Source organism: Cronobacter sp. JZ38 (genome assembly GCF_008932145.1).
Taxonomy (GTDB): Bacteria; Pseudomonadota; Gammaproteobacteria; order Enterobacterales; family Enterobacteriaceae; genus Cronobacter; species Cronobacter muytjensii.
In genome coordinates this window covers 3036783-3061970 of sequence record NZ_CP017662.1, presented here as the reverse complement: position 1 = coordinate 3061970, position 25188 = coordinate 3036783, and the positions used below count along the sequence as shown (strand labels likewise).

Annotated in this window: 19 protein-coding genes; 9 read left to right on the top strand and 10 right to left on the bottom strand. The window is 58.8% G+C overall.

The annotated features are described in order from the left end of the window. Positions 1-129: 129 nt before the first annotated feature. Positions 130-564 (top strand): DoxX family protein, encoded by a 435-nt coding sequence (locus tag BJP61_RS14550; protein WP_038863856.1) that lies wholly within the window; start codon positions 130-132, stop codon positions 562-564. Positions 565-682: 118 nt separating this feature from the next. Here BJP61_RS14550 and hcr read toward each other — a convergent pair whose 3' ends face one another. The 3 genes from hcr to BJP61_RS14535 all read right to left on the bottom strand — a co-directional run bounded on the left by hcr (position 683) and on the right by BJP61_RS14535 (position 4353). After that, on the bottom strand, positions 683-1651 hold the full coding sequence (gene hcr / locus BJP61_RS14545) for an NADH oxidoreductase (RefSeq protein WP_171998605.1): 969 nt from the start codon (positions 1649-1651) through the stop codon (positions 683-685). 9 nt (positions 1652-1660) lie between these two features. Further along, positions 1661-3313 (bottom strand): hydroxylamine reductase, encoded by a 1653-nt coding sequence (hcp, locus tag BJP61_RS14540; RefSeq protein ID WP_171998604.1) that lies wholly within the window; start codon positions 3311-3313, stop codon positions 1661-1663. 140 nt (positions 3314-3453) lie between these two features. Beyond that, the gene (locus BJP61_RS14535) at positions 3454-4353 is read right to left on the bottom strand and encodes a lysine exporter LysO family protein (RefSeq protein WP_171998603.1); all 900 of its coding nucleotides are present in this window, start codon (positions 4351-4353) and stop codon (positions 3454-3456) included. A 268-nt stretch (positions 4354-4621) separates the two neighbouring features. Between BJP61_RS14535 and BJP61_RS14530 the strand changes: the two genes are divergently transcribed. Both BJP61_RS14530 and BJP61_RS14525 read left to right on the top strand, forming a co-directional pair. Beyond that, positions 4622-6280: an ATP-dependent endonuclease gene (locus BJP61_RS14530; protein WP_171998602.1), complete on the top strand. Its 1659-nt coding sequence runs from the start codon at positions 4622-4624 to the stop codon at positions 6278-6280. A gap of 6 nt (positions 6281-6286) precedes the next feature. Beyond that, on the top strand, positions 6287-6460 hold the full coding sequence (locus tag BJP61_RS14525; protein WP_171998601.1) for a hypothetical protein: 174 nt from the start codon (positions 6287-6289) through the stop codon (positions 6458-6460). Here the strand turns inward: BJP61_RS14525 and BJP61_RS14520 are convergent. After that, entirely contained in the window at positions 6457-7425 is a 969-nt protein-coding gene (locus BJP61_RS14520; protein WP_171998600.1) for a VirK/YbjX family protein, read from the bottom strand. The genes BJP61_RS14525 and BJP61_RS14520 overlap by 4 nt on opposite strands. Before the next feature lie 164 nt (positions 7426-7589). On the opposite strand from BJP61_RS14520, the gene macA reads away from it, so the two are divergent. Further along, a complete protein-coding gene (gene macA, locus BJP61_RS14515) occupies positions 7590-8702 on the top strand; it encodes a macrolide transporter subunit MacA (RefSeq protein WP_038863846.1) in 1113 nt (370 codons plus the stop codon). After that, a complete protein-coding gene (macB, locus tag BJP61_RS14510; protein WP_038863845.1) occupies positions 8699-10642 on the top strand; it encodes a macrolide ABC transporter ATP-binding protein/permease MacB in 1944 nt (647 codons plus the stop codon). Before macA ends, macB begins: the two co-directional genes overlap by 4 nt. 64 nt (positions 10643-10706) lie before the next feature. Here the strand turns inward: macB and cspD are convergent, their stop codons facing one another. Beyond that, positions 10707-10937 (bottom strand): cold shock-like protein CspD, encoded by a 231-nt coding sequence (gene cspD, locus BJP61_RS14505; protein ID WP_007664616.1) that lies wholly within the window; start codon positions 10935-10937, stop codon positions 10707-10709. A gap of 325 nt (positions 10938-11262) precedes the next feature. Here cspD and clpS point away from each other — a divergent pair, with 325 nt between their 5' ends. Both clpS and clpA read left to right on the top strand, forming a co-directional pair. Beyond that, complete coding sequence (gene clpS / locus BJP61_RS14500; RefSeq protein ID WP_038863842.1) at positions 11263-11583, top strand: ATP-dependent Clp protease adapter ClpS; 321 nt, start codon at positions 11263-11265, stop codon at positions 11581-11583. Positions 11584-11611: 28 nt separating this feature from the next. Continuing rightward, entirely contained in the window at positions 11612-13885 is a 2274-nt protein-coding gene (gene clpA, locus BJP61_RS14495) for an ATP-dependent Clp protease ATP-binding subunit ClpA (RefSeq protein ID WP_038863840.1), read from the top strand. 179 nt (positions 13886-14064) lie between these two features. On the opposite strand, the gene infA is transcribed toward clpA, so the two are convergent. From infA to trxB, 5 genes are all read right to left on the bottom strand, one after another. Next, positions 14065-14283, bottom strand: coding sequence for a translation initiation factor IF-1 (infA, locus tag BJP61_RS14490; RefSeq protein WP_001040187.1), 219 nt, complete (start codon positions 14281-14283; stop codon positions 14065-14067). 275 nt (positions 14284-14558) lie between these two features. Beyond that, positions 14559-15263 carry a leucyl/phenylalanyl-tRNA--protein transferase gene (gene aat / locus BJP61_RS14485; RefSeq protein WP_171999345.1) on the bottom strand — a complete coding sequence of 235 codons (705 nt, stop codon included), beginning with the start codon at positions 15261-15263 and terminating at the stop codon, positions 14559-14561. A gap of 37 nt (positions 15264-15300) precedes the next feature. Then, entirely contained in the window at positions 15301-17034 is a 1734-nt protein-coding gene (gene cydC, locus BJP61_RS14480; RefSeq protein ID WP_171998599.1) for a cysteine/glutathione ABC transporter ATP-binding protein/permease CydC, read from the bottom strand. Continuing rightward, the gene (gene cydD / locus BJP61_RS14475) at positions 17035-18801 is read right to left on the bottom strand and encodes a cysteine/glutathione ABC transporter permease/ATP-binding protein CydD (protein ID WP_171998598.1); all 1767 of its coding nucleotides are present in this window, start codon (positions 18799-18801) and stop codon (positions 17035-17037) included. Between the two features lie 115 nt (positions 18802-18916). Beyond that, the gene (gene trxB, locus BJP61_RS14470) at positions 18917-19885 is read right to left on the bottom strand and encodes a thioredoxin-disulfide reductase (protein ID WP_038863835.1); all 969 of its coding nucleotides are present in this window, start codon (positions 19883-19885) and stop codon (positions 18917-18919) included. Positions 19886-20353: 468 nt separating this feature from the next. On the opposite strand from trxB, the gene lrp reads away from it, so the two are divergent. After that, the gene (gene lrp / locus BJP61_RS14465; protein WP_000228469.1) at positions 20354-20848 is read left to right on the top strand and encodes a leucine-responsive transcriptional regulator Lrp; all 495 of its coding nucleotides are present in this window, start codon (positions 20354-20356) and stop codon (positions 20846-20848) included. Positions 20849-20967: 119 nt separating this feature from the next. Next, positions 20968-25110 carry a DNA translocase FtsK gene (gene ftsK, locus BJP61_RS14460; RefSeq protein WP_171998597.1) on the top strand — a complete coding sequence of 1381 codons (4143 nt, stop codon included), beginning with the start codon at positions 20968-20970 and terminating at the stop codon, positions 25108-25110. Positions 25111-25188 lie beyond the last annotated feature (78 nt).

Sequence of the window (25188 nt, the reverse complement as noted above, 5' to 3'; positions counted from 1 at the left end):
GTGATACCGGTTACAAGCTTAGTCCAAATTGCTTTGCAGGCAGCGGGAATAGCCTTTAATTTCATATGGATTTGTGGGCGACCACGCCGCTGGGCGTCGCCGGGACAGCGATTCAGACGGAATAAAAAAATGCTAACGACAACACTCACCGCCTTTAACCGGGCGCTGGACAGAGAGGCTTTAGGTAAATTACTGCTGCGCCTGACCGTGGGCGGGCTGATGCTGTTTCATGGGGTGCATAAGCTGCTGGATGGCGTGGACGGCATCGCCGGGATGCTGGCGGCGCGCGGCCTGCCGGAGTTTATCGCGTACGGTACGCTGGTGGGCGAGGTGGTGGCGCCGCTGCTGGTCATTCTGGGGATCCTGACGCGCCCGGCAGCGCTCGTCATCGCCTTTACGATGGTTGTCGCGTGGCTGATGGTGGGTATGGACAAGACGTGGATGCTCGATAAAACCGGCGCATGGGCCATTGAGAATATCGTCTATTTTTTCACCGGCGCGCTGGCGGTGGCGTTTTGCGGCGCCGGGCGGTATTGCGTCGCGCGCCGCCCGGCGTGGCAGTGAGTGAAGGGCCAGCAGGTGTGCGTACAGGCAAAAAGGCGGGGGGCGCTTCGCTGACCAGCCCTACCATTATTGCCAGCAAGCACAGGGCGGGTAAGCGTTAACGCACCCGCCCTGTGCGTCAGGCCAGCACCAGATCGCTTGCCGGATGGCACGAACACGCCAGCACATAGCCGTCGGCTATCTCCTGATCGGTCAGCGTCATTGTGCTCGTCACGCTGTATTCGCCGGAAAGTACCCGCGTTTTGCAACAGCCGCACACGCCTGCGCGGCACGCGGCGTTCACCGGCACTTTATTGCTCTCCAGCGCCTCCAGTAGCGTGGTGCCAACCGCGCCATAAAATTCGCGTGCAGGCGTAAGCGTGGTGAATTTAAGCCCGCTGGTGGCGGCCCCGGCGACCGGCGTGAAGAACTGCTCTTTAAAAAAGCGCGTCACGCCGAGCGCTTTCACTTCCTGCTCGACGAAATCCATATACGGCGCGGGGCCGCAGACCATCACGGTACGGCTGGCGAGATCCGGCACCGCCTCCAGCATGGCCCGGGTTAAACGCCCGTGCGCAAAGCCCGGCGCGTCGCCATTTTCCGCAACCAGCGTTACCGGATAGTCGCGCCATTCGTCGGCGAAAATCATATCCTGCGGCGTGCGCACGTTATAAATCACCTGCACGTCAGCCTGCGGACGATACTTCGCCAGCCACCGGCGCATCGACATAATCGGTGTCACGCCGCAGCCGCCTGCCAGCAGCAAAAAGCGTTCGCTGGTTTTATCCGCGCAGGTGAAATCGCCCTGCGCGTCGGAGAGCCACAGATAATCGCCGCGTTTCACCTCGCGCGTCAGCCAGCCGGAGCCTTCGCCGTCGTCGATCCGGCGCACCGTTAAGGTGATAAACGGGCTCACGCCAGGCGTTGAAGAGAGCGTGTAAGCGCGCAGCGTATCGGCGCGATTGCGAATGCTCACCAGAGCATACTGCCCCGCCTGGTACGGGTAGAAATCGTGGCACAGGAGCGACAGCGTCCAGACATCCGGCGTCTCCTGCCGGATGTGGTGAACCTGCATGCGCCACGGGCATTGTGGGGTTGGCATCGTCATGTTTCCTCCTTACGCGCCCAGCAGCGCGCGCATATCCTGCTCAACGGTGGTGACCTGGCGCAGGCCGAACTTCTCATTCAGCACTGCCAGCAGATCCGGCGTCAGGAAGCCAGGCGCGGTCGGGCCGGTAATAATATTGGTCACGCCGAGCGACAGCAGAGTCAGCAGGATCACGATAGCTTTCTGTTCAAACCAGGAGAGCACCAGCGACAGCGGCAGATCATTGACGCCGCAGCCGAGTTTTTCAGCCAGCGTCACCGCGAGAATAATCGCAGAGTAGGCGTCGTTACACTGGCCGGCGTCCACCAGACGAGGCAGCCCTTCGATATTGCCGAAGTCGAGCTTATTGAAGCGGTATTTGCCGCAGGCCAGGGTCAGGATCAGGCAATCCTGCGGCACCTGGGTGGCGAAATCGGTAAAGTAGCTGCGTTCGCCGCGCGCGCCGTCGCAGCCGCCCACCAGGAAGATGTGGCGCAGTTTCTCACGGCTCACGAGATCAATGAGCGTGTCGGCGGCGCCGAGCAGCGTCTGGCGGCCGAAACCAACGGTAATCAGGTGTTCAATCTCAGAATACGGGAAGCCCGCCATCTGTTGCGCCTGAGCGATGACCGGCGCGAAGTTGTCGCCTTCGAGGTGGCTGACGCCTGGCCAGCCGACGATGCTGCGGGTCCAGATGCGATCGTCATAATTGCCGACAGTCGGGTCGATAATGCAGTTGGACGTCATCACAATCGGGCCAGGGAAGCGGGCGAATTCCACCTGCTGGTTCTGCCAGCCGCTGCCGTAGTTGCCGACCAGATGCTTAAATTTGCGCAGCTCCGGGTAGCCGTGCGCGGGCAGCATTTCGCCGTGAGTGTAAACGTTAACGCCGGTGCCTTCGGTCTGCTCCAGCAGGTTATAGAGATCGTTCAGATCGTGGCCGGAAATCAGAACACATTTGCCCGCCACGGCTTTGACATTGACCTGCGTCGGGGTCGGGTGGCCATATTTGCTGGTTTCGCCCGCGTCCAGGATGCTCATTACTTTGAAATTCATCTGGCCGATTTCCATCGCGCATTCCAGCAGCGCGTTCATATCCGCAGGCCAGGTGCCGAGCCACGCCATAATTTTGTGATACTGCGCATAGATATCGTTGTCTGACTTCCCGAGCACGTGCGCGTGTTCCATATACGCCGCCGCGCCTTTCAGCCCATAGAGGCACAGCAGGCGCAGGCCAAGAATATTCTCGCCGATCACCGCTTTATCGATATTCGGGGCGAAGGCGGCGGCCTGGCGCTGTAACTCGCCGAGGTCGTCGCTTGCAAGCGTTAGCGCCGCCATCGGATTGTCGACCTGCGCGTTTTCGTCAACAGCCAGACACTGGGCTTTCAGCGCGTCGCGCAGCGCAATCGCTTCGCGGGTGTAGCCCACAATGCGCGGCGAATCGAAGTTCACGTTGGTGAGAGTGGAGAAGAAAGCGCGGGGCGCAAAGCTATCTACATGATGGTCGATGATGCCAAGCTCACGTGCTTTGACCGCCCAGGCGGAAAGCCCCTGCAAAGCCGCAATCAGCAGATCCTGCAGGTCGGAGGTTTCGGCGGTCTTTCCGCACATCCCCTGCGCATACGCGCAGCCATTGCCCGCCGGAGTACGAATCGTTTGTTCACATTGCACGCAAAACATGATGACACCTTAAAGTTATATTTAATATGCATGTTTAAGGTTAGGCCTGGGCGCAGGGGGAGAAAAGCATTTTTTAAGGAACCTGAAGTGAGATTGACGTAGCGCAATTTTGGCGGCAGGAGCCTACCGCCAAAGAGGTATCAGGCGGCAAACAGCGCCATGAGCAACGGTACCAGCAGGCTCAGAATAAAGCCGTGAACAATGGCTGCGGGCACCAGTTCCAGCCCGCCGCTGCGTTGTAAAACTGGCAGCGTGAAGTCCATCGATGTCGCTCCGCAGATGCCGAGCGCGGTGGAACGGCTGCGGCGCACCAGCGCCGGGATCAGCATAATCGCGATAAGCTCGCGGCCCAGATCGTTAAAGAACGCGGCGCTGCCGATAACCGGGCCCCAGGATTCCGTTATCAGAATGCCGGAAAGTGAGTACCAGCCGAAGCCTGATGCCATCGCCAGCCCCGCGCGCAGCGGCAGATCCAACAGCTGCGCGTTCACGACGCCCGCGATAAGCGAACTGCCCAGCACCACGACCGCCACCATCATGCCGCGACGGTTAAGCACAATCTGCCTGAGCGTCATACCGTTGTTACGAAGCTGAATACCTATCAGGAACAGCAGGAAAATTAAGGTGTATTCGCTCGCCGCTGTGGCGTGCTTAAGAAACGTAAGGCCGGTCAGCCCCAGCAGAAAGCCGAGCACCACGACGCCGCACAGCTTGAGGGATTCCAGCGCCATCGCGAGGCGCGACGGTAGTTTCTCCTGATGATGCCGATGGCGCCACGGGATCGCGCGTTCAAGCCACAGCAGGGCGGCGATATTGCACAACATAATGACTGTAATGCTGACGGCGGAATAATGAAAAATCGCCAGCAGATTCGCAGACAGATTATCAAGAAACGCCAGGCTTATTCCCATAAAGAACAGAATGATATACACCAGCCAGCTTAAAAACCGGTTGATAAGCCGCAGCGCGCCTGCTTTGCGCAAGGGAATAAGGTAGCCGAGAATAAGCGGTACTAAAATAATTAACAGTCCTGCAAACATGAGGCGGGGGATCCCTGAAATACCTGAAATTATGGTGCCGCCACACCCTACAGAATTCGCCACTGCGAGTAAAGCCGCTATTATCAGCGATATTTCATTGCGTTAGCGCATAATGAAAGTCATTAATGACGCGTCTTCATCATCACAATTTTTATTATTACGAGATGTCTCGCAGCGATGCGTATTCATCGGCACGGCGCCTGTTAAGCCTCTGATTGAATAGCTATACTGGCCACATGCAGCCATGCCTGATGCAGCCGGAGGAAAGATGTTTCTTGAGCGTGTGGAGATCGCCGGGTTTCGCGGAATTAACCGCTTATCGTTAACGCTTGAACATAATAATGTGCTGATTGGTGAAAACGCGTGGGGGAAATCGAGCCTGCTGGACGCCCTGACGCTGCTGCTAAACCCCGGGGACGCGCTCTATTCCTTTACCCGCCACGATTTCTGGTTTCCGCCTGGCGATATTCACGGGCGCGAGCGACATCTGCATGTGATCCTCATCTTTCGCGAGTCGGAGCCAGGTGATGCCGGGCGCCACCGCTACCGTGGACTGCGGCCGCTCTGGACGGCGGGCGACGATAATTATCAGCGGATTTTCTACCGGCTGGAAGGCGAGCTTAACGACGATGAAAGCGTGCTGACGCTGCGCAGTTTTCTCAACGCGCAGGGAGAGGCGCTGGCGCTTGAGGATATCGATAACAGCGCGCGCCAGCTTATCCGGTTAAGCCCGGTGCTGCGGCTGCGCGACGCCCGCTTTATGCGCCGCCTGCATGACAGCGCTATCGCCCATACCCCGCAGGTTGAAGTGACGGCCCGCGAGCTTGATTATCTGACGCGCGAACTGGTCTCCCGCCCGCAAAACCTGACGGATGAACAGATTCGCCAGGGGCTGTCGGCGATGGTGCAACTGCTGGAACACTACTTTTCCGAGCAGGGCGCGCCGGGGCCGCGTTACCGCCTGATGCGTCGTCATTCGCATGATGAACAGCGCAGCTGGCGCTATCTCGACACCATCAACCGTATGATTGATAAACCTGGCGGGCGAGCCTATCGGGTGATCCTGCTTGGGCTTTTCGCCACGCTGTTACAGGCCAAAGGCAACGTGCGGCTCGATAAATACGCCCGCCCGCTGCTGCTGGTCGAAGACCCCGAAACGCGCCTGCACCCGATTATGCTGTCAGTGGCCTGGCAGTTGCTGAATCTGCTGCCGCTGCAAAAACTCACCACCACTAATTCAGGCGAACTGCTGTCGATGACGCCAGTGGAGGACGTGTGTCGCCTGGTGCGCGCTTCCGGCAAAGTGGCGGCCTGGCGTCTCGGGCCTGGCGGTATGAACGCCGAAGACAGCCGCCGCATCGCATTTCATATTCGCTTTAACCGCCCCTCGGCGCTGTTCGCGCGCTGCTGGCTGCTGGTGGAAGGCGAAACGGAAGTCTGGATGATGAACGAACTGGCGCGCCAGTGCGGCTACCATTTCGAGGCTGAAGGCGTAAAAGTGATTGAGTTCGCCCAGTCAGGTTTAAAGCCGTTAATTAAGTTCGCCCGCCGTATGGGCATTGACTGGCACGTGCTGGTGGATGGTGACGACGCCGGGCGCAAATACGCCGCAACGGTGAAAGGGCTGGTCAACCACGACAGCGAACAGGTGCGTCAGCACTTAACCGAGCTCCCGGCGCTGGATATGGAGCACTTTATGTATCGCGAGGGATTTGAGACGGTGTTTTACCGGGTGGCGCAGTTGCCGGACGGCGTACATATGAATATGCGGCGGGTTATCGTCAAGGCTATCCACCGCTCCTCAAAGCCCGATCTGGCCATAGAAGTAGCGATGGAGGCCGCGCGCCGCGGTGTAGACGCCGTGCCGTCGCTGCTGCGCAAAATGTTCTCTCGCGTGCTGTGGCTCGCCCGCGGGCGAGCGGATTAACGTATCGTGTGGCAGGGAAGTGCTGGGCGGGTAAACACACCGCACCTGCCGAAAGAGATGTGGCGGGCAAGCGAAGCGCACCCGCCAAAAGAGGCGTGGCGGGCAAGCGAAGCGCACCCGCCAAAAGAGGCGTGGCAGGCAAGCGTAGGGCAGGCAAGCGAAGCGCACCCGCCAGCTTAACGCCCTGCAACTTGACTCTCGTTAAACCACGCGGCGATTTGGGCAGTCATACTGTTCAGCAGCTCATAACGGCGGCGATACTCCGCGCGTTTTTTACTGGCTATCTCCTCAAGCGATTTCCGCGCGATGTGCAGCGGCATGTGATAAAGGCCCTGCGCGTCCTTCTCACCGCCCAGCGACGCCCAGAAGCTGTCATAGTCGGCATGCAGTTTATCTTTTTTCTTCTTCGCGTAGCGCCAGCTGCGATAGATATGCGTGTCGTTACTGACGGCGAGGATCTGGCTTACGGCGAAATGGCGCGCCAGCAGGCAGACGGCCTCCAGCAGCAGGCGTTTGGGGAACAGCCCGTGGCAGGCTTTGGTCGCAAGCTGGATCTTGTCATGTTCCACCCAGGCTTTGGCACCCTGTAAGCCGCCGATAAACAGCGTGCTTTTCCCGTCAACTTCGCACAAGGTGAACGTCATCTCGGCGAGCACGACGCCGGCGGCGTCGCGGAAAATCACCGTCGTTTCGCCCTCTTTATCGAGATCCGCGACGGCGGCGAGGTCGAGACGATACTGCGCGTCGTTTTTGCCGGTAAGCAGGGCAAGCGTGACGCCCGGACGGGTGAGGTGCCCGTGCATCAGCGCGCTGGGCAGAAGACACGCGATATGCTGGTAGTGGTATTCCAGCGCAGCCAGCGCCTGCTGGCGGGAAACATTCACGGAGAGCCACGGCCGGTGCAGGCGGCACGGCAAACCTGGCTGGGCATGCAGCAGCGCGTCCAGCATGGGCTGTTGCGCCAGCACGGCAAGCCAGCGGCGGGTGGCGAAAGGCGTCACCAGCGAACGCAGCATAAATTTACGGCGATAGGCCGGGTTCTGCCAGGCGAGCCCCGGCGTTTTCTGACCGGTCGCAAGCAGGCGGAAGAGCTGCCAGGCGCTGTGGGCTGGCGATGGTACGGAAAGTTCGGCGAGTGCGGACATAGCCCAGTCTCATGCGTGATGAACAATGAGGCTATGGGAACAAACCATCACTCAACGCAATATCAACGCCCTGGTTTATTTACAGGTCGCATAGGGTTTGGTTGAGATTGCGTTTAGAATAGGAGAGCAAACTCTGTTTACTCGTCTGAAACGTCAGGAAAGATATGAAGCTTAAGGGAAGGATCAAGAAGCGCTACGTGGTGCTGGCTCTGGTTATCATTATTGGCGGTATCTGGCTGTGGAAGACCCTGAATGCGCCGCTGCCCCGCTATCAGACCATGCTGGTGCGCAAAGGGGATTTGCAGCAGAGCGTACTGGCGACCGGCAAACTCGACGCGCTGCGCAAAGTGGATGTCGGTGCGCAGGTGAGTGGCCAGTTAAAAACCTTGTCGGTCAATATCGGCGATAAAGTGAAAAAGGATCAGCTGCTTGGGGTTATTGACCCGGAGCAGGCCGAAAACCAGATCAAAGAAGTGGAAGCGACGCTGATGGAGCTGCGTGCGCAGCGGCGACAGGCCGAGGCGGAGATGAAGCTTGCCCGCGTCACGCTTTCTCGTCAGCAACAGCTCGCCCGCACACAGGCGGTCTCGCGCCAGGATCTGGATACCGCCGCCACCGAACTTGCAGTAAAAGAAGCGCAAATCGGCACGATCGACGCGCAGATCCAGCGTAACCAGGCGTCACTCAGCACCGCGAAAACCAATCTGGACTATACCCGCATCACCGCGCCTATCGCGGGCGAAGTGACGCAGATAACCACGCTACAGGGCCAGACAGTGATCGCCGCCCAGCAGGCACCGAACATTCTGACGCTGGCCGATCTCAGCACGATGCTGGTGAAAGCGCAGGTTTCCGAGGCAGATGTCATCCATCTTAAGCCCGGCCAGAAAGCCTGGTTTACCGTGCTCGGCGATCCGCTGACCCGTTATGAAGGGCGGCTGAAAGATATTCTCCCCACGCCGGAAAAAATCAACGACGCCATTTTTTATTACGCCCGTTTTGAAGTGCCGAACCCGCAGGGGGTGCTGCGTCTTGATATGACCGCGCAGGTGCATATTCAGCTTGGCGGCGTCAGTAATGTGCTGACCATTCCGCTGGCGGCGCTGGGCGAGCCCGTCGGAGATAACCGCTATAACGTGACGCTGCTGCGTAACGGTGAAACGCGCGAGCGCGAAGTGACTATTGGCGTGCGCAATGATACGCAGGTCGAAGTAGTGAAAGGCCTCGACGAAGGCGATGAAGTGGTGATCGGCCGCGCGGTCGGGAGCGACCAATGACGGCGCTGCTTGAACTGCGCGATATTCGCCGCAGTTATCCGTCGGGCGACACCGATGTTGAAGTGCTTAAAGGCGTCTCCCTGACCATTCACGCCGGTGAAATGGTGGCGATCGTCGGCGCGTCCGGCTCCGGGAAGTCGACGCTGATGAATATTCTCGGCTGCCTCGATAAGCCGAGCAGCGGCAGCTATAAGGTGGCGGGCGTGGATGTGGCGACGCTTGACAGCGACGCGCTGGCCCGCCTGCGGCGCGAACACTTCGGCTTTATTTTCCAGCGTTACCATCTGCTCTCGCATCTGACGGCGGCACAGAATGTCGAAGTCCCGGCGATTTATGCCGGCACCGGACGTGCCGCGCGACAGGCGCGGGCGCGGGAATTGCTGGCGCGGCTCGGTCTTGAGGCGCGGGTGGATTATCAGCCGTCGCAGCTCTCCGGCGGGCAGCAGCAGCGCGTCAGTATCGCCCGCGCGCTGATGAATGGCGGACAGGTGATCCTCGCGGACGAACCGACCGGCGCGCTCGACAGCCATTCCGGCGAAGAAGTGATAGCGACGCTAAAGCAACTGCGCGATCGCGGGCATACCGTGATTATCGTAACCCACGACCCGAATGTCGCCGCGCAGGCGGAGCGGGTTATCGAAATCCGTGACGGGGAAATCATCAGTAACCCGCCGCCGGTGGCGACGCGCGACGGGGCGGGGTTGAACGCGCAGCCGCACGACGCTCCGGCGTTAGGGCAGTTTATCAACAGTTTTCGCGAGGCGCTGACGATGGCGTGGCTTGCGATGGCGGCCAATAAGATGCGCACGTTACTGACGATGCTCGGCATTATTATCGGCATCGCGTCGGTGGTCTCTATCGTGGTGGTCGGGGATGCCGCCAAGCAGATGGTGCTGGAAGATATTCGCTCCATTGGCACAAACACCATTGACGTCTACCCCGGTAAGGATTTCGGCGATGACGATCCGCAGTATCAGCAGGCGTTACAGTATGACGATTTGCAGGCGATCCAGCGTCAGCCGTGGGTGAGTTCCGCCACGCCTGCCGTCTCGCAGAATTTACGGCTGCGCTACGGCAATGTGGATGTCGCCGCCAGCGCCAACGGCGTGAGTGGGCAATATTTCAACGTTTACGGCATGACTTTCAGCGAGGGCAATACCTTTAACGACGAGCAGTTGCGTGGCCGCGCGCAGGTGGTGGTTATCGACAGCAACGCCCGCCGCCAGCTCTTTCCCAATAAGGCGAGCGTCGTCGGCGAAGTGGTGCTGGTGGGCAACATGCCCGCGACGGTTATCGGCGTCGCGGAAGAAAAACAGTCGATGTTCGGCAGCAGCAAAATTCTGCGGGTGTGGATGCCGTACAGCACCATGTCCGGGCGCATCATGGGCCAGTCGTGGCTGAACTCCGTCACCGTGCGCGTGAAAGAGGGCTACGACAGCGGCGAGGCGGAGCAGCAACTGACCCGGTTACTGACGCTCCGCCACGGCAAAAAAGACTTTTTCACCTGGAATATGGATGGCGTGTTGAAAACGGCGGAAAAGACCACACGTACACTTCAGCTGTTTTTAACGCTGGTGGCGGTGATTTCGCTGGTCGTCGGCGGGATCGGGGTGATGAATATCATGCTGGTGTCGGTGACCGAGCGTACCCGTGAAATCGGCATTCGTATGGCGGTCGGTGCGCGCGCAAGCGACGTCTTACAGCAGTTTTTAATCGAAGCTGTGCTGGTGTGTCTGGTAGGCGGAGCGCTCGGGATCGGCTTGTCGCTGCTTATCGCCTTTTCTCTGCAACTTATTCTGCCCGGCTGGGAGATTGGCTTTTCGCCGGTGGCGCTGTTGACGGCGTTTTTATGCTCCAGCGCGACGGGCGTGTTGTTCGGCTGGCTACCCGCCCGCAGCGCCGCGCGGCTTAATCCTGTCGATGCGCTGGCGCGGGAATAAATAAAAATGCCAGTCCACGGGACTGGCATTTCAGGAGCAGGATGTACACAATGAAACAGAAGAGTTACGCAACTGCGGATGCGACTTCTGCTTCAAGAGGGACAATAACGCTGGCATGGTTGCCTTTGGGACCCTGATGTACATCGAACCTCACGACTTGTCCGGCTTTCAGCGTTCTGTAGCCGTCCATCTGGATTGTAGAGTAGTGCGCGAAGATATCTTCGCCGCCGCCTTCAGGGCAGATAAACCCGAACCCTTTGGCGTTATTGAACCATTTAACAGTACCCGTCTCCATGCTTCGACATCCTTCATAAGTCTTATTGAGTAAGATGGATTGAACCGGTGGGTGAGGGGGGCTGTTCAAAACCTCGCCAACTCACGCTTGTACAATTTAGAGAAATCGCACTCTTCGTCAAGCGTTGAGCGGGGTCTGGCAGGTGGGATTGAGTCAAAATTTTGAAGCAGTTAACGCTATTTTCATTAATGTGACAGAGCTCGCGAATACCAGTGATAGCTGGTGGCGTGCTGAACATTAGGGTAGATTCAGGATGCGTATTACACTCAACCAGAGCGCCGGAAAACACGCTGGCTGTACTGTTTAACCATGATGACGACTGGCAATGAGTAAAGACAAAAGTTGGCTGGATTTTGACCATTTGGCGGAAGATGACCTGCGCGAAGCGCTAAAACCGCCATCTATGTATAAAGTTATATTAATGAACGATGATTACACGCCGATGGAATTTGTCATTGACGTGCTGCAAAAGTTCTTTTCTTATGATGTAGAACGTGCAACGCAACTGATGCTCACGGTTCACTATCAGGGGAAAGCCATCTGTGGCGTTTTCACCGCGGAAGTGGCGGAAACCAAAGTGGCGCTGGTGAACAAATATGCGAGGGAGAACGAGTATCCGTTGTTGTGTACGCTGGAAAAAGCCTGATTAAGGCAAACTATTGAGGGGGTGCCCTATGCTCAACCAGGAACTGGAACTCAGTTTAAACATGGCTTTCGCCAGAGCGCGCGAGCACCGACACGAGTTTATGACCGTCGAGCATCTGTTACTGGCTCTGCTCAGTAACCCATCGGCACGGGAGGCGCTTGAAGCCTGCTCCGTGGATCTGGTGGCGCTGCGTCAGGAACTCGAAGCCTTCATCGAACAAACCACACCCGTACTGCCCATGACAGAAGAAGAGCGCGACACTCAGCCGACGCTCAGCTTCCAGCGCGTGTTGCAGCGTGCGGTGTTCCACGTCCAGTCCTCCGGCCGTAGCGAAGTGACCGGCGCGAATGTCTTAGTGGCTATCTTCAGCGAACAGGAGTCCCAGGCGGCCTATCTGTTGCGTAAACATGAAGTCAGTCGCCTCGATGTGGTGAATTTCATCTCTCACGGCACCCGTAAAGACGAGCCAGGCCAGGCGCCGGGCAATGATAATCCGGTCAACGAAGAGCAGGCAGGCGGGGAGGAGCGTATGGAAAACTTCACCACCAATCTCAATCAGCTTGCCCGCGTTGGCGGCATTGATCCGCTGATTGGCCGCGATAAAGAGCTGGAGCGCGCCATTCAGGTGCTCTGCCGTCGCCGGAAAAACAACCCGCTGCTGGTCGGCGAATCGGGCGTCGGGAAAACCGCGATTGCCGAAGGGCTTGCCTGGCGTATCGTGCAGGGCGACGTGCCGGAAGTGATGGCCGACTGCACCATTTACGCGCTGGATATCGGCTCGCTGCTGGCGGGCACTAAGTACCGCGGCGATTTTGAAAAACGCTTTAAGGCGCTGCTTAAACAGCTGGAGCAGGATAACAACAGCATCCTGTTCATTGATGAGATCCATACCATCATCGGCGCGGGCGCGGCCTCTGGCGGCCAGGTGGATGCGGCTAACCTGATTAAACCGCTGCTTTCCAGCGGCAAAATCCGGGTGATGGGCTCCACGACGTATCAGGAGTTCAGCAATATTTTCGAAAAAGACCGCGCGCTGGCGCGTCGCTTCCAGAAAATCGACATCACCGAGCCGAGCGTTGAGGAAACCGTACAGATAATCAACGGCCTGAAGCCGAAGTATGAAGCGCACCACGACGTGCGTTACACCGCGAAAGCGGTACGCGCGGCGGTGGAACTGGCGGTGAAATATATCAACGACCGCCATCTGCCGGACAAAGCCATCGACGTTATCGATGAAGCGGGCGCGCGGGCGCGTCTGATGCCTGTCAGCAAGCGTAAGAAAACGGTTAACGTGGCGGATATCGAGTCTGTCGTGGCCCGTATCGCGCGTATTCCGGAGAAGAGCGTGTCGCAAAGCGATCGCGATACGCTGAAAAATCTGGGCGATCGCCTGAAAATGCTGGTGTTTGGTCAGGATAAAGCCATTGAGGCTTTAACTGAGGCCATCAAAATGAGCCGCGCGGGGCTGGGCCACGATCGTAAACCGGTCGGTTCTTTCCTCTTCGCGGGCCCGACCGGCGTCGGGAAAACCGAGGTGACGGTGCAACTGTCTAAAGCGCTGGGTATTGAACTGCTGCGCTTTGATATGTCCGAGTATATGGAGCGTCATACCGTCAGCCGCCTGATTGGCGCGCCTCCGGGCTATGTCGGTTTCGATCAGGGCGGTCTTTTGACCGACGCGGTTATCAAGCATCCGCATGCGGTTCTGCTGCTTGATGAGATAGAAAAAGCGCATCCGGACGTCTTTAACCTGCTGCTGCAGGTAATGGATAACGGCACGCTCACCGATAACAACGGGCGTAAAGCGGATTTCCGCAACGTGATTCTGGTGATGACGACCAACGCCGGCGTGCGTGAAACCGAGCGTAAATCCATCGGGCTTATCCGTCAGGACAACAGTACTGATGCGATGGAGGAGATCAAAAAGATCTTTACGCCGGAGTTCCGCAACCGTCTCGACAATATCATCTGGTTCAACCATCTCTCTTCCGAGGTGATCCATCAGGTGGTCGACAAGTTCATCGTCGAATTGCAGGCGCAGCTTGACCAGAAAGGCGTTTCCCTGGAAGTGAGCCAGGAAGCGCGCGACTGGCTGGCGGAGAAAGGCTATGATCGTGCGATGGGCGCACGTCCGATGACCCGCGTGATTCAGGACAACCTGAAAAAACCGCTGGCCAACGAACTGCTCTTCGGCTCGCTGGTGGATGGCGGTCAGGTTTCCGTCGCGCTGGATAAAGATGCCGATAAGCTGACGTACAGCTTCCAGAGCGCGCAGAAGCATAAGCCTGAAGCCGCGCACTAAGCGATACGCGCTAAACACAACGCCGGATAGCGATATCCGGCGTTTTTTTATATGTTTTCAGCGGCATAACATGCGTCGCGCCCATAAAAAAGCGCCGCTAAGTGCGGCGCTTTTTCTCAGGCTGGCGCGGCAAACGGCGGCGCGGCCCGGCTTCTCACTGGGGAGAAGCCTGTACAAACTTAGCGACTACGGAAGACAATGCGGCCTTTGCTCAGGTCGTACGGGGTCAGCTCAACAGTCACTTTGTCGCCCGTCAGAATGCGGATGTAGTTTTTGCGCATTTTACCGGAGATATGGGCAGTTACCACGTGACCGTTTTCCAGTTCTACGCGGAACATAGTGTTAGGTAACGTTTCAAGAACGGTACCCTGCATTTCAATATTGTCTTCTTTGGCCATCTAATCCTCTGGGGTATCACTACCATAGTTTGAACCGGCAAGATAATGCCCAAGTTCACCCATTAAGTAAAGTTTTGCGGGCGAAATGCCCGTTGTACCGCTGCGCCTTCCTGCCCCCACGACAAAACCGCGCGGGCAGCGCAAGCGTAACGGGGAGCGTGAGATCCAAAGCGTTGCGTTAACGGAGGGTCCCAAAACGGCGGCAGGGTAATGGCAGTCATTTTCTGCGTGCGTAAGTATAACACCCTGATAAAAAATGTGCCGAAAACATTCTGTTATCCTGCCGAGGTAAAGAGGGTTTGCGGTATCCAGCAGCGTTTTTCAACCGGCAACTGGCGCAGTTCGCCCAGTCGTTGCAGATAATCGCGGCGCGGGATCTCTATAGCGCCCAGCGATGCGGTATGCGGATTCAACACCTGGCAGTCGATAAGCCTGCCGCCCTGCGCCTGGAAGTACTCACAAAAGACGACCAGCGCGGTTTTTGAGGCATTTTCCCGGCGGCTGAACATCGATTCGCCACAAAACAGCGCGCCCTGCGCCACGCCATACATGCCGCCCACCAGCTGATCCTCCAGCCAGACTTCAACCGAGTGCGCGTGACCCAGTTCATGCAGGCGCTGCCAGGCGATAATGACGTCATTAGTTATCCATGTGCCGTCGTCGCGATCGCTGGCGCAACCCTGAATGACAGCGTTGAAGGCGTGATTCAGCGTCACGCGATAAGGCGAGCGGCGATGAAAGCGCTTCATGCTACGGCTGATATGCAGCCGGTCGGGCCAGAGCACCGCGCGCGGATCGGGCGACCACCATAAGATCGGGTCGCCAGGCGAAAACCACGGAAAAATCCCGTGCTGATAGGCCATCATCAGACGCGCCGGGCTGAGATCGCCGCCTAAGGCCAGTAAACCGTTGGGTTCACGTAACGCCCCCTCGGGCGAGGGGAAAGCAATCGAATGACGAGAAAGCTGCACCAGACGCATCACAACGGCGCTCCCTGACAACGTTGTCAAATATCAATCAATGATAGTGTACTGTTCGCTGACGAAACTGATAATACCGTCCCTGCTGCGCCAGTAATTCTGCGTGACTACCTTGCTCAATAATCTGCCCGTTGTCCATGACAATGATGCGATCGAACGCCGTCAGGCCCTGCAGGCGATGGGTGACCATCAGCAACGTTTTCTGCGTGGCGACGTCCCTGACCAGCGCGAGTATCTGACGCTCGGTTTCTGCATCCAGCCCTTCTGTCGGCTCATCCAGTAAAAGCATCGGCGCGTCGTGCAGCAGCGCGCGGGCGATACCGAGACGGCGCAGCTCGCCGCCGGAAAGCTGACGCCCGCCTTCGCCAAGCCAGGCATTCAGGCCGTCGTCTGCCAGCAGTTTCTCTAACCCCACGCGTTCAAGCGCGGCGGCAAGGGCGGCGTCATCCGCCTCCGGCGCGGCGAGCCGCAGGTTATCCCGAAGGGTAGCGCTGAACAGATGCACGCGCTGCGGCACGACGCTCATCGTCGCGCGTAAGGCGGCTTCGTTATACGCGGCGAGGGCAACGCCGCCCAGCATCACCGCGCCCTGCGTCGGATCCCAGGCGCGGGTGAGCAGTTGCAGCAGCGTCGACTTACCGCAGCCGGTGCGCCCAAGTATCGCGATATGCTCGCCCGGCGCGACATCAAGGGTAATATCGCGCAGCGCAGGCTGCGGCTGACCCGGATAACTAAAGCTCACATCACGCAGCGTCAGCGACGCCTGGCGCGGCGCGTCGGCGCCTGGCCTGGCAAAGGCGATGTCTGCAGGCTGCTCGATAACGTCGCTGACGCGACGGGCGGAAGCGATCACCTGGCCGAGATGCTGGAACGCGCCGCCCACCGGCGCCAGCGCTTCAAAAGCCGCCAGCGCGCAGAAGACAAAGAGCGCGATCAGCGAGCCGGGCGCGCTGTTGCCGCCGACGCCGCCTGCGGCCATCCAGAGAATCAGCACGACTGTCATGCCGCTTATCAGCGTCATCATTGCCTGCGAGAGCGCCGTCAGACCGGCCTGACGACGTTGCGCCTCGTGCCAGGCTTGTTCAGTCGCGTCGAGATTATCGCGATAGCGCCCGGCAGCGCCAAAAATCGACAGCTCCGCCTGGCCGTGCAGCCAGCTGGTCAACTGCTGGCGATAGCTGGCACGCAGCCCGGTCAGCGCTTCGCCCACCGGACGACCCGCGCGATAGAAAAGGGGAGGAAGCAGCAACAGCGTCGCCAGCATGATCCCGCCAAGCGTCAGCGCCAGCGTGATATCCAGCACGCTCAGGCCCAGCGTCACAACCACGATAACGGCCAGCGCGCCGATAAGCGGCGACATCACGCGCAGGTAAAGGTGATCCAGCGTATCGACGTCCGCCACCAGACGGTTTAGCAACTCGCCCTGACGAAAACGCGCCAGCCCCGAAGGGGAGAGGGGCAAGAGGCGGCTGAAGGTGTGAACCCGTAAATGTTCCAGCACGCGGAACGTGGCTTCATGGCTCACGAGACGCTCGAAGTAGCGCCCGGCGGTGCGAAAAATCGCGGCGCCGCGCACGCCCGCGGCAGGCAGCATATAGTTGAAACTGTAAAGGCCGGCCATGCCCACGACCGCCGAGGCGGACAGGAACCAGCCTGAAAGCGTCAGCAGACCGATGCTGGCGAGCAGCGTTACGATAGCCAGCACGACACCGAGCGTCAGCAGCCATTTGTGGCGTTTATAGAGCGCCAGATAGGGTAATAACGCGCGCATTTAAATCTCCTCCTGACGGTGCGCCAGCAGCGCCGCGAAATAGCCGTCGGCGGCGCTGAGGGTGGCGACGTCGCCCCGTTCCACCAGGCGGCCATCGCGCATCACCCAGACTTCATCCCAGGCGGCGATATCATCAATCTGGTGTGTAACCATCAGCGTGGTCTGCGCCAGCGACGCGTTCTCCAGCGCCTGCATCACACGGCGCTCGCTGCCTGCGTCAAGGCTTGCGGACGGCTCATCCAGCAGCAACAAACGGCAGGGCGAGAGAAGGGCGCGGGCGACGGCTACGCGCTGCGCCTGGCCGACGGAAAGTCCGGTTGACTGATCGCCGACGGGCGTGTCCACGCCCTGCGCCAGCAGCGGCAGAAATTCGCTTACCCAGGCTTTATCGAGCGCCGCCTGAAGCTGCGCTTCGCTCGCGTCAGGATCGGTCAGCAGCACGTTCTCTTTTAGCGTCTGTGCCGGCAACTGCGGGTTTTGCCCCACCCAGCTCAACTGACGACGCCAGCTTTCCGGCTCCAGCTCGCGCAGCTCAACGCCATTAACGCGCAGCGAGCCTTCATACGGCAGAAAACCGGCCAGCAGATTCAGAAGCGAGCTTTTACCCGCGCCGCTTTGCCCTACCAGCGCCACGCGTTTGCCCGCAGGCAGCGTGAAATTGAGCGGCCCGGCGAGGCGTTTGCCTTGCGGGGAGAGAATAGTGAGCCCCTGCGCGTCAAGCGTGATCGGCTCGCAGCCGGAAAGCTCCAGCGTGCCTTTTTCGGCATGCTGAATAGGGGTTTCGAGGAAGGTTTTCAGGCTGTCGGCTGCGCCGATCGCCTGCGCTTTGGCGTGATAAAACGTCCCAAGATCGCGCAGCGGCTGGAAGAACTCTGGCGCCAGTATCAGCGCCAGGAAGCCCGCGAACAGCGTCACGCCGGTGCCATAATGGCCGAAGTTAAGCTCGCCCAGATAAGAAAATCCGAAATAAACCGCCACCAGCGCAATAGAGAGCGAGGTGAAAAATTCCAGCACGCCGGACGAGAGAAACGCCAGGCGCAACACTTCCATGGTGCGCTGGCGGAAATCCTGCGAGGCGGCCTGAATGTTGCGCGTTTCCGCCGCGCCGCGGTGGAAAAGACGCAGCGTTTCCATACCGCGCAGGCGGTCGAGAAAGTTGCCGCTAAGCCGCGTCAGCGCCTGGAAATTACGGCGGTTGGCGTCGGCGGCGCCCATGCCGACCATGGCCATAAAGAGTGGGATCAGCGGCGCGGTGCCGAGAAGGATCAGGGCCGCAGTCCAGTTGTAGGGGAAAATCGCCAGCACAATCAGCAGCGGCACGCTCGCCGCCAGCGCCATTTGCGGCAGATAACGGGCATAGAAATCGTGCATATCGTCAATCTGCTCAAGGATAAGCGTCGCCCAGCTACCGGCGGGTTTGCCCTGGATCCAGGCCGGGCCCGCCTCCTGAAGACGGTCCATCACCTGCTGGCGGATGCGCACGCGAATATGCTGTCCGGCATGGAACCCAACTTTTTCGCGCAGCCAGACTATCCACGCGCGCAGCACGAAGACCAGAATCAGCAGGACAAACGGCAGCAAGAGCGCCTCGCGCGGGATGCCTTTCATTATCATGTCATGCAGGAGATCGGCCAGCAGCCAGGCCTGTGCGACGATAAGCAGACCGCTCACCACGCCGAGCAGGCGCGACAGGCTGAGCCAGCGGCGGGAGATAACGCTTTGCTGTTTAAGCCAGCGGGTCAGTTCTTGTTGACGGGTTTTATTCATTGCATGCACTGAGCAGTAAAATCCAGAGTGCTCGCCGCAAGGCGAGAGAGCAGGCAATGTTACAACGGGGATAAAAGAAAGGCGACTGATTCGTCGCCTTGTTTAAATCGTGGAATTAGCTGTGCTTTTCAGCCAGACCGTCCAGATAGCGCTCGGCGTCCAGCGCGGCCATACAGCCGGTGCCAGCGGAGGTGATCGCCTGGCGGTAGATATGGTCCATCACGTCGCCTGCGGCGAAGACGCCAGGGATGCTGGTCTGCGTGGCGTTACCATGGATGCCGGACTGCACTTTGATGTAGCCGTTCTCAAGTTCCAGCTGACCATCAAAAATCGCGGTGTTCGGGCTGTGACCGATTGCGACAAACAGGCCCGCGACATCCAGCGTCTCGACGTTTTCCGGATTCAGCGTGTCGCGCAGACGCAGACCGCTCACGCCCATCTGATCGCCGGTCACTTCTTCGAGCGTGCGGTGCGTGTGCAGCACGATATTGCCGCTTTCCACTTTATCCATCAGACGTTTGACGAGAATTTTCTCGGCGCGGAAGGTATCACGACGGTGGATCAGGTGCACTTCAGAGGCGATATTCGCCAGGTACAGCGCTTCCTCCACCGCCGTGTTGCCGCCGCCGATGACGGCAACTTTCTGGTTGCGGTAGAAGAAACCGTCGCAGGTCGCGCAGGCAGAGACGCCGCGGCCTTTGTAGGCTTCTTCCGACGGCAGGCCCAGGTAACGCGCGGACGCGCCAGTCGCGATAATCAGCGCATCGCAGGTGTATTCGCCGCTGTCGCCAATAAGACGGAACGGACGGTTTTGCAGATCGACCTTGTTGATATGGTCGAACAGGATTTCTGTTTCAAACTTCGCGGCATGCTCATGCATGCGTTCCATCAACAGCGGACCGGTCAAATCATGCGGGTCGCCCGGCCAGTTTTCCACTTCAGTGGTGGTCGTCAACTGACCGCCTTTTTCCATCCCGGTAATCAGAACCGGTTTCAGGTTAGCGCGCGCCGCGTAGACCGCAGCGGTGTATCCCGCCGGGCCGGAGCCAAGAATTAACAGCTTACTGTGTTTAGCCGTGCCCATGAGATCCTCATTGTTGTTGGCAGACAATGGGCTGGATTGTAGGGAATTTGCCGGGGTAAAAAAGAGTGTGGCAATTTTGTTAACGATTCATGCAATAGCTTTAGCCAATAGCGTCATTATTTTTACTGATTAAAAAGCGCGGCAGATAAGGCAATAAAATGAGGAATAATCGCCGGTCGTTACCACTCTCTGGCACGTTCTACTAAAAATCGATGTTTTGCTTTGACAATCCCCTGCGCTTTTGCGAAAACATTCGAGGAAGAAAAAAGTGTTGGCTTTGGTTGTAGCGCATTCTGGCGCAAGCTTGTGCCAATTTCCGGGCTATTGAAATTCACGCATGGCGTGGACAGACGCCATGCGTAATATCGATAGCTGCCAGCGGGCAACGGTCTTCTAACTGACACCCTGAACAGTGAAGTGCAATGGGTAATGGCAGGTGTAGGGAAGGAATACAGAGAGACAATAATAATGGTAGATAGCAAGAAGCGCCCTGGCAAAGATCTCGACCGTATCGATCGTAACATTCTTAATGAGCTGCAAAAGGATGGGCGTATTTCTAACGTCGAGCTTTCAAAAAGAGTGGGTCTTTCCCCGACGCCGTGCCTTGAGCGCGTTCGTCGTCTGGAACGACAGGGTTTTATTCAGGGCTACACGGCTCTGCTGAACCCGCATTATCTGGATGCCTCACTTCTGGTTTTTGTTGAGATTACTCTGAATCGTGGCGCGCCGGATGTGTTTGAGCAGTTCAATGCCGCTGTACAAAAGCTGGAAGAAATTCAGGAGTGCCATCTGGTTTCCGGTGATTTCGACTACCTGTTGAAAACCCGCGTACCGGATATGTCCGCTTACCGTAAGCTGTTGGGCGAAACCCTGCTGCGTCTGCCGGGCGTCAATGACACCCGTACTTACGTGGTCATGGAAGAAGTTAAGCAGAGTAATCGTCTGGTCATTAAAACCCGCTAACACAGAACAGGTGCAAACCGGGCGTAGTTTGATTACACTCCTGTTAATCCATACAGCAGCAGTGGCGGGGTTTCTCGCCACTGCTGTCCGTTTTACCTCATGGACCTGGAGAGCCTGTCTTGAGCCAGGAATACACCGAAGACAAAGAAGTCACACTCACTAAATTAAGCAGCGGGCGCCGACTGCTCGAGGCGTTGCTGATCCTCGTCGTGCTGTTCGCCGTCTGGCTGATGGCCGCCTTGTTAAGCTTTAACCCTTCCGATCCGAGCTGGTCGCAAACGGCCTGGCATGAGCCTATCCATAATCTGGGTGGCGCGCCTGGCGCGTGGCTGGCGGATACGCTGTTTTTCATTTTCGGCGTGATGGCCTACACCATTCCCGTGATCATGGTCGGCGGCTGCTGGTTTGCCTGGCGTCAACGTGGCAATGACGATTACATCGACTATTTTGCCGTGGCGCTGCGCCTTATCGGTGTGCTGGCGCTTATCCTGACGTCCTGCGGGCTCGCGGCGATTAACGCCGATGATATCTGGTACTTCGCCTCCGGCGGGGTAATTGGCAGCCTGCTCAGCACCGCGTTACAGCCCATGCTTAACAGCAGCGGCGGCACCATCGCGCTGCTCTGCGTCTGGGCGGCGGGCCTGACGCTGTTTACCGGCTGGTCGTGGGTCAGTATCGCAGAGAAAATCGGCAGCTTTGTGCTGACCGTGCTGACGTTCGCCAGCAATCGCACCCGTCGGGACGATACCTGGCAGGACGACGACTATGAAGATGACGATGAAGAGCACGAGGAATATGAAGAGGATGAGCACGAGCCGCAGCAGGCGAAAGGGGAGTCCCGTCGCGCGCGTATTCTTCGTGGTGCTTTAGCCCGTCGCAAAAGGCTGGCCGATAAGTTCAGCAACCCGATCGCGCGCAAAACTGACGCCGCGCTGTTTTCGGGCAAACGCATGGATGACGCCGATGAGGTGCAATACAGCGTGCGCGGCACGCCTGCGGATGCTGATGACGTCCTGTTCTCCGGCCATAAAGTGACCGAGCCGGAGGCGTTTTATGATGACAACGATCCGCTGCTGAATGGTCATTCAATCGCTGACCCGGCCGCTGTCGCCGCGGCCGCCACCCCGGTTGCGCCGGTCTGGGCGACTGCACAGACTGCGATGCCGTCAGATACCGTGAGCGTCCAGGCGCCGGACGTCGCGCCTGAGATCGACTGGCATGCCGCGCCTTCTGCGCCCCATGCTCATCCGGGCATCGCACCGGAGCCGGATTACTACGCGCCGCAAGAGCCGCCGGTCGCGCACGCGCCCCAGGATGATATTTACTGGCAGCCCGCTCAGACGAGCGCGCCGCAGCCTCATCAGCCTGCGCAGCCACCATCTCAGCCAGTGCAACAGCCTTATCAGTCTGCACAGCCGCAGCAGTATCAACCGCAGCCAGCGCAACCGCACGCCTTTCAGGCGCAACAACCGCACCCGATGACGCATCAGCAAGCGCCAGCAGCGCACGACGCGTATCCGCCGCACACCGCGCCGTATGCGCCTGCGCCTGAATCTCATGCCCAGGTGCCGCGCGAGCCTTACGCTGCGCCAGAACCTTACGCGTCAGCGCAACCCGCCGCGCCGGTGTATGAGCCAGAGCCCGTTGCGCCGCCGGAAGAGAGCAAACCCGCGCGTCCGCCGCTGTATCATTTCGAAGAAGTGGAAGCGCAGCGCGCTCGCGAGCGCGAACAGCTGGCCGCCTGGTATCAGCCTGTCCCGGATCCACAAGAGCTCGCCCGTAAAGAAGAACCAACGCGCGCGCCGCAGCCTGCGCCTGCCGTTCCATCGTCACCGGTATCTGATAGTGCGAACGCTGCGGCCTCTGGCCTGAATGTTGCGGCACAGGCAACCGTCGCCTCAACTGCCGTTCACGCTGCATCCAGGACAGCTTCAGCCGCGTCGCAAACCGCCGCTGCTTTTACGCCGGTCGCTGGTGAAGCGCCGCGTCCGCAGGTGAAAGAGGGCATTGGCCCGCAGTTGCCGCGACCGAACCGCGTGCGTGTACCGACCCGTCGCGAGCTTGCGTCTTACGGCATCAAACTGCCGTCGCAACGCATGGCGGAAGAGCGCGCCCGCGAAGAGGCAGAACGTCGTATGGCGCAGCAGCAACAGGGCGTTTCTGACGAAGAAGCGGATGCTATGTACCAGAATGAACTGGCGCGTCAGTTTGCCGCCTCACAGCAGCAGCGCTACGGCGAAGAGTATCAGGCAGAAATGAGCCCCGAGGATGAAGAGGCCGCAGAACAGGCGGAGCTGGCGCGCCAGTTCGCCGCGACGCAGCAGCAGCGCTACTCGGCACCGCAACCGTCCGGCGCGGCACCGTTCCTGCCGGATGATTTTGAGTTTTCGCCGATGAAAACGCTGGTCAATGAAGGCCCGAGCGAGCCGCTGTTTATGCCGGAGCCTGTCGAGCCCGAGCCGCCTCGTCCGGTACAGCAGCCTCAGGCGCAGCAACACATTCAGCAACCGCCGCAGCCTGTCGCGCCTGCGCAAGGTTATGCGCAACCTCAGGGTCATACGCCGCAGCCGCAAACACCGCCAGCGCACGCGCCTCAGCAATACGCACCGCAGCCTGCTGCTTATCAGCCGCAGCAGCCGTCAGCGCCTGCGCAGGGTTATCAGCCTCAACAACCGGCCGCAGCGATGCACGCGCCTCAACAACCTGCCGTGGCGCCGCGGGACAGCCTGATCCACCCGCTGCTAATGCGTAACGGCGATGAACTGCCGATGCATAAGCCTTCCACGCCGCTGCCGTCGCTTGATCTGCTGACGTCGCCGCCAGCGGAAGTGGAGCCGGTGGATACCTTCGCCCTTGAGCAGATGGCGCGTCTGGTTGAAGCGCGTCTGGCGGATTTCCGTATCAAGGCTGATGTGGTGAACTATTCGCCAGGGCCGGTTATCACCCGTTTCGAGCTGAACCTCGCGCCGGGCGTGAAGGCGGCGCGTATTTCCAACCTGTCGCGTGACCTGGCGCGTTCGCTTTCTACCGTCGCAGTACGTGTCGTGGAAGTGATCCCCGGCAAGCCGTATGTCGGCCTCGAGCTGCCGAATAAAAAGCGTCAGACCGTGTACCTGCGTGAAGTGCTGGACTGCGCGAAATTCCGGGATAATCCTTCGCCGCTGAGCGTGGTGCTCGGTAAAGATATCGCCGGCGATCCGGTGGTGGCGGATCTCGCGAAAATGCCACACTTGCTGGTGGCCGGTACGACTGGCTCCGGTAAATCGGTGGGCGTGAACGCCATGATCCTGAGCATGCTCTATAAAGCAACGCCGGAAGACGTGCGCTTTATCATGATCGACCCGAAAATGCTGGAACTGTCTGTGTATGAAGGCATTCCGCATCTTCTGACCGAAGTGGTCACCGACATGAAAGACGCCGCCAACGCGCTGCGCTGGAGTGTGAATGAGATGGAACGCCGCTACAAACTGATGTCCGCGCTCGGCGTGCGTAATCTCGCGGGTTACAATGAGAAAATTGCCGAAGCCATGCGCATGGGCCGCCCGATCCCGGATCCGTACTGGAAACCCGGTGACAGCATGGATGCTACCCATCCTGTGCTGGAGAAACTGCCGTATATCGTGGTACTGGTCGATGAGTTTGCCGATCTGATGATGACGGTCGGTAAGAAAGTCGAAGAGCTTATCGCGCGTCTGGCGCAAAAAGCGCGTGCGGCAGGGATCCACCTGGTGCTCGCGACCCAGCGTCCGTCGGTGGATGTTATTACCGGCCTGATTAAAGCCAACATCCCGACACGTATCGCCTTTACGGTGTCCAGTAAAATCGACTCGCGAACCATTCTTGACCAGGGCGGTGCGGAATCGCTGCTGGGTATGGGGGATATGCTTTATTCCGGCCCGAACTCCTCCATGCCGGTGCGCGTTCACGGTGCCTTTGTGCGTGATGAAGAAGTGCATGCTGTCGTGCAGGACTGGAAAGCGCGCGGTCGCCCGCAATATGTCGACGGCATAACTTCCGACAGCGAAAGCGAGGGCGGTGGTAGCGGTTTTGACGGCGGCGAAGAGCTCGATCCGCTGTTCGATCAGGCGGTCGCGTTTGTCGTGGAAAAACGTAAAGCGTCGATTTCCGGGGTGCAGCGCCAGTTCCGTATCGGTTATAACCGCGCGGCGCGTATTATCGAACAGATGGAAATGCAGGGTATCGTCAGCGAGCAGGGCCACAACGGCAACCGCGAAGTGTTGGCGCCGCCGCCATTCGAGTAAGGATCTTTCCCTGCGTGTGCGGCATCAGGCAGCGCGCGCAGGGCGTTACGCTCATCAGCATTCTGCAAAGATGGGTAA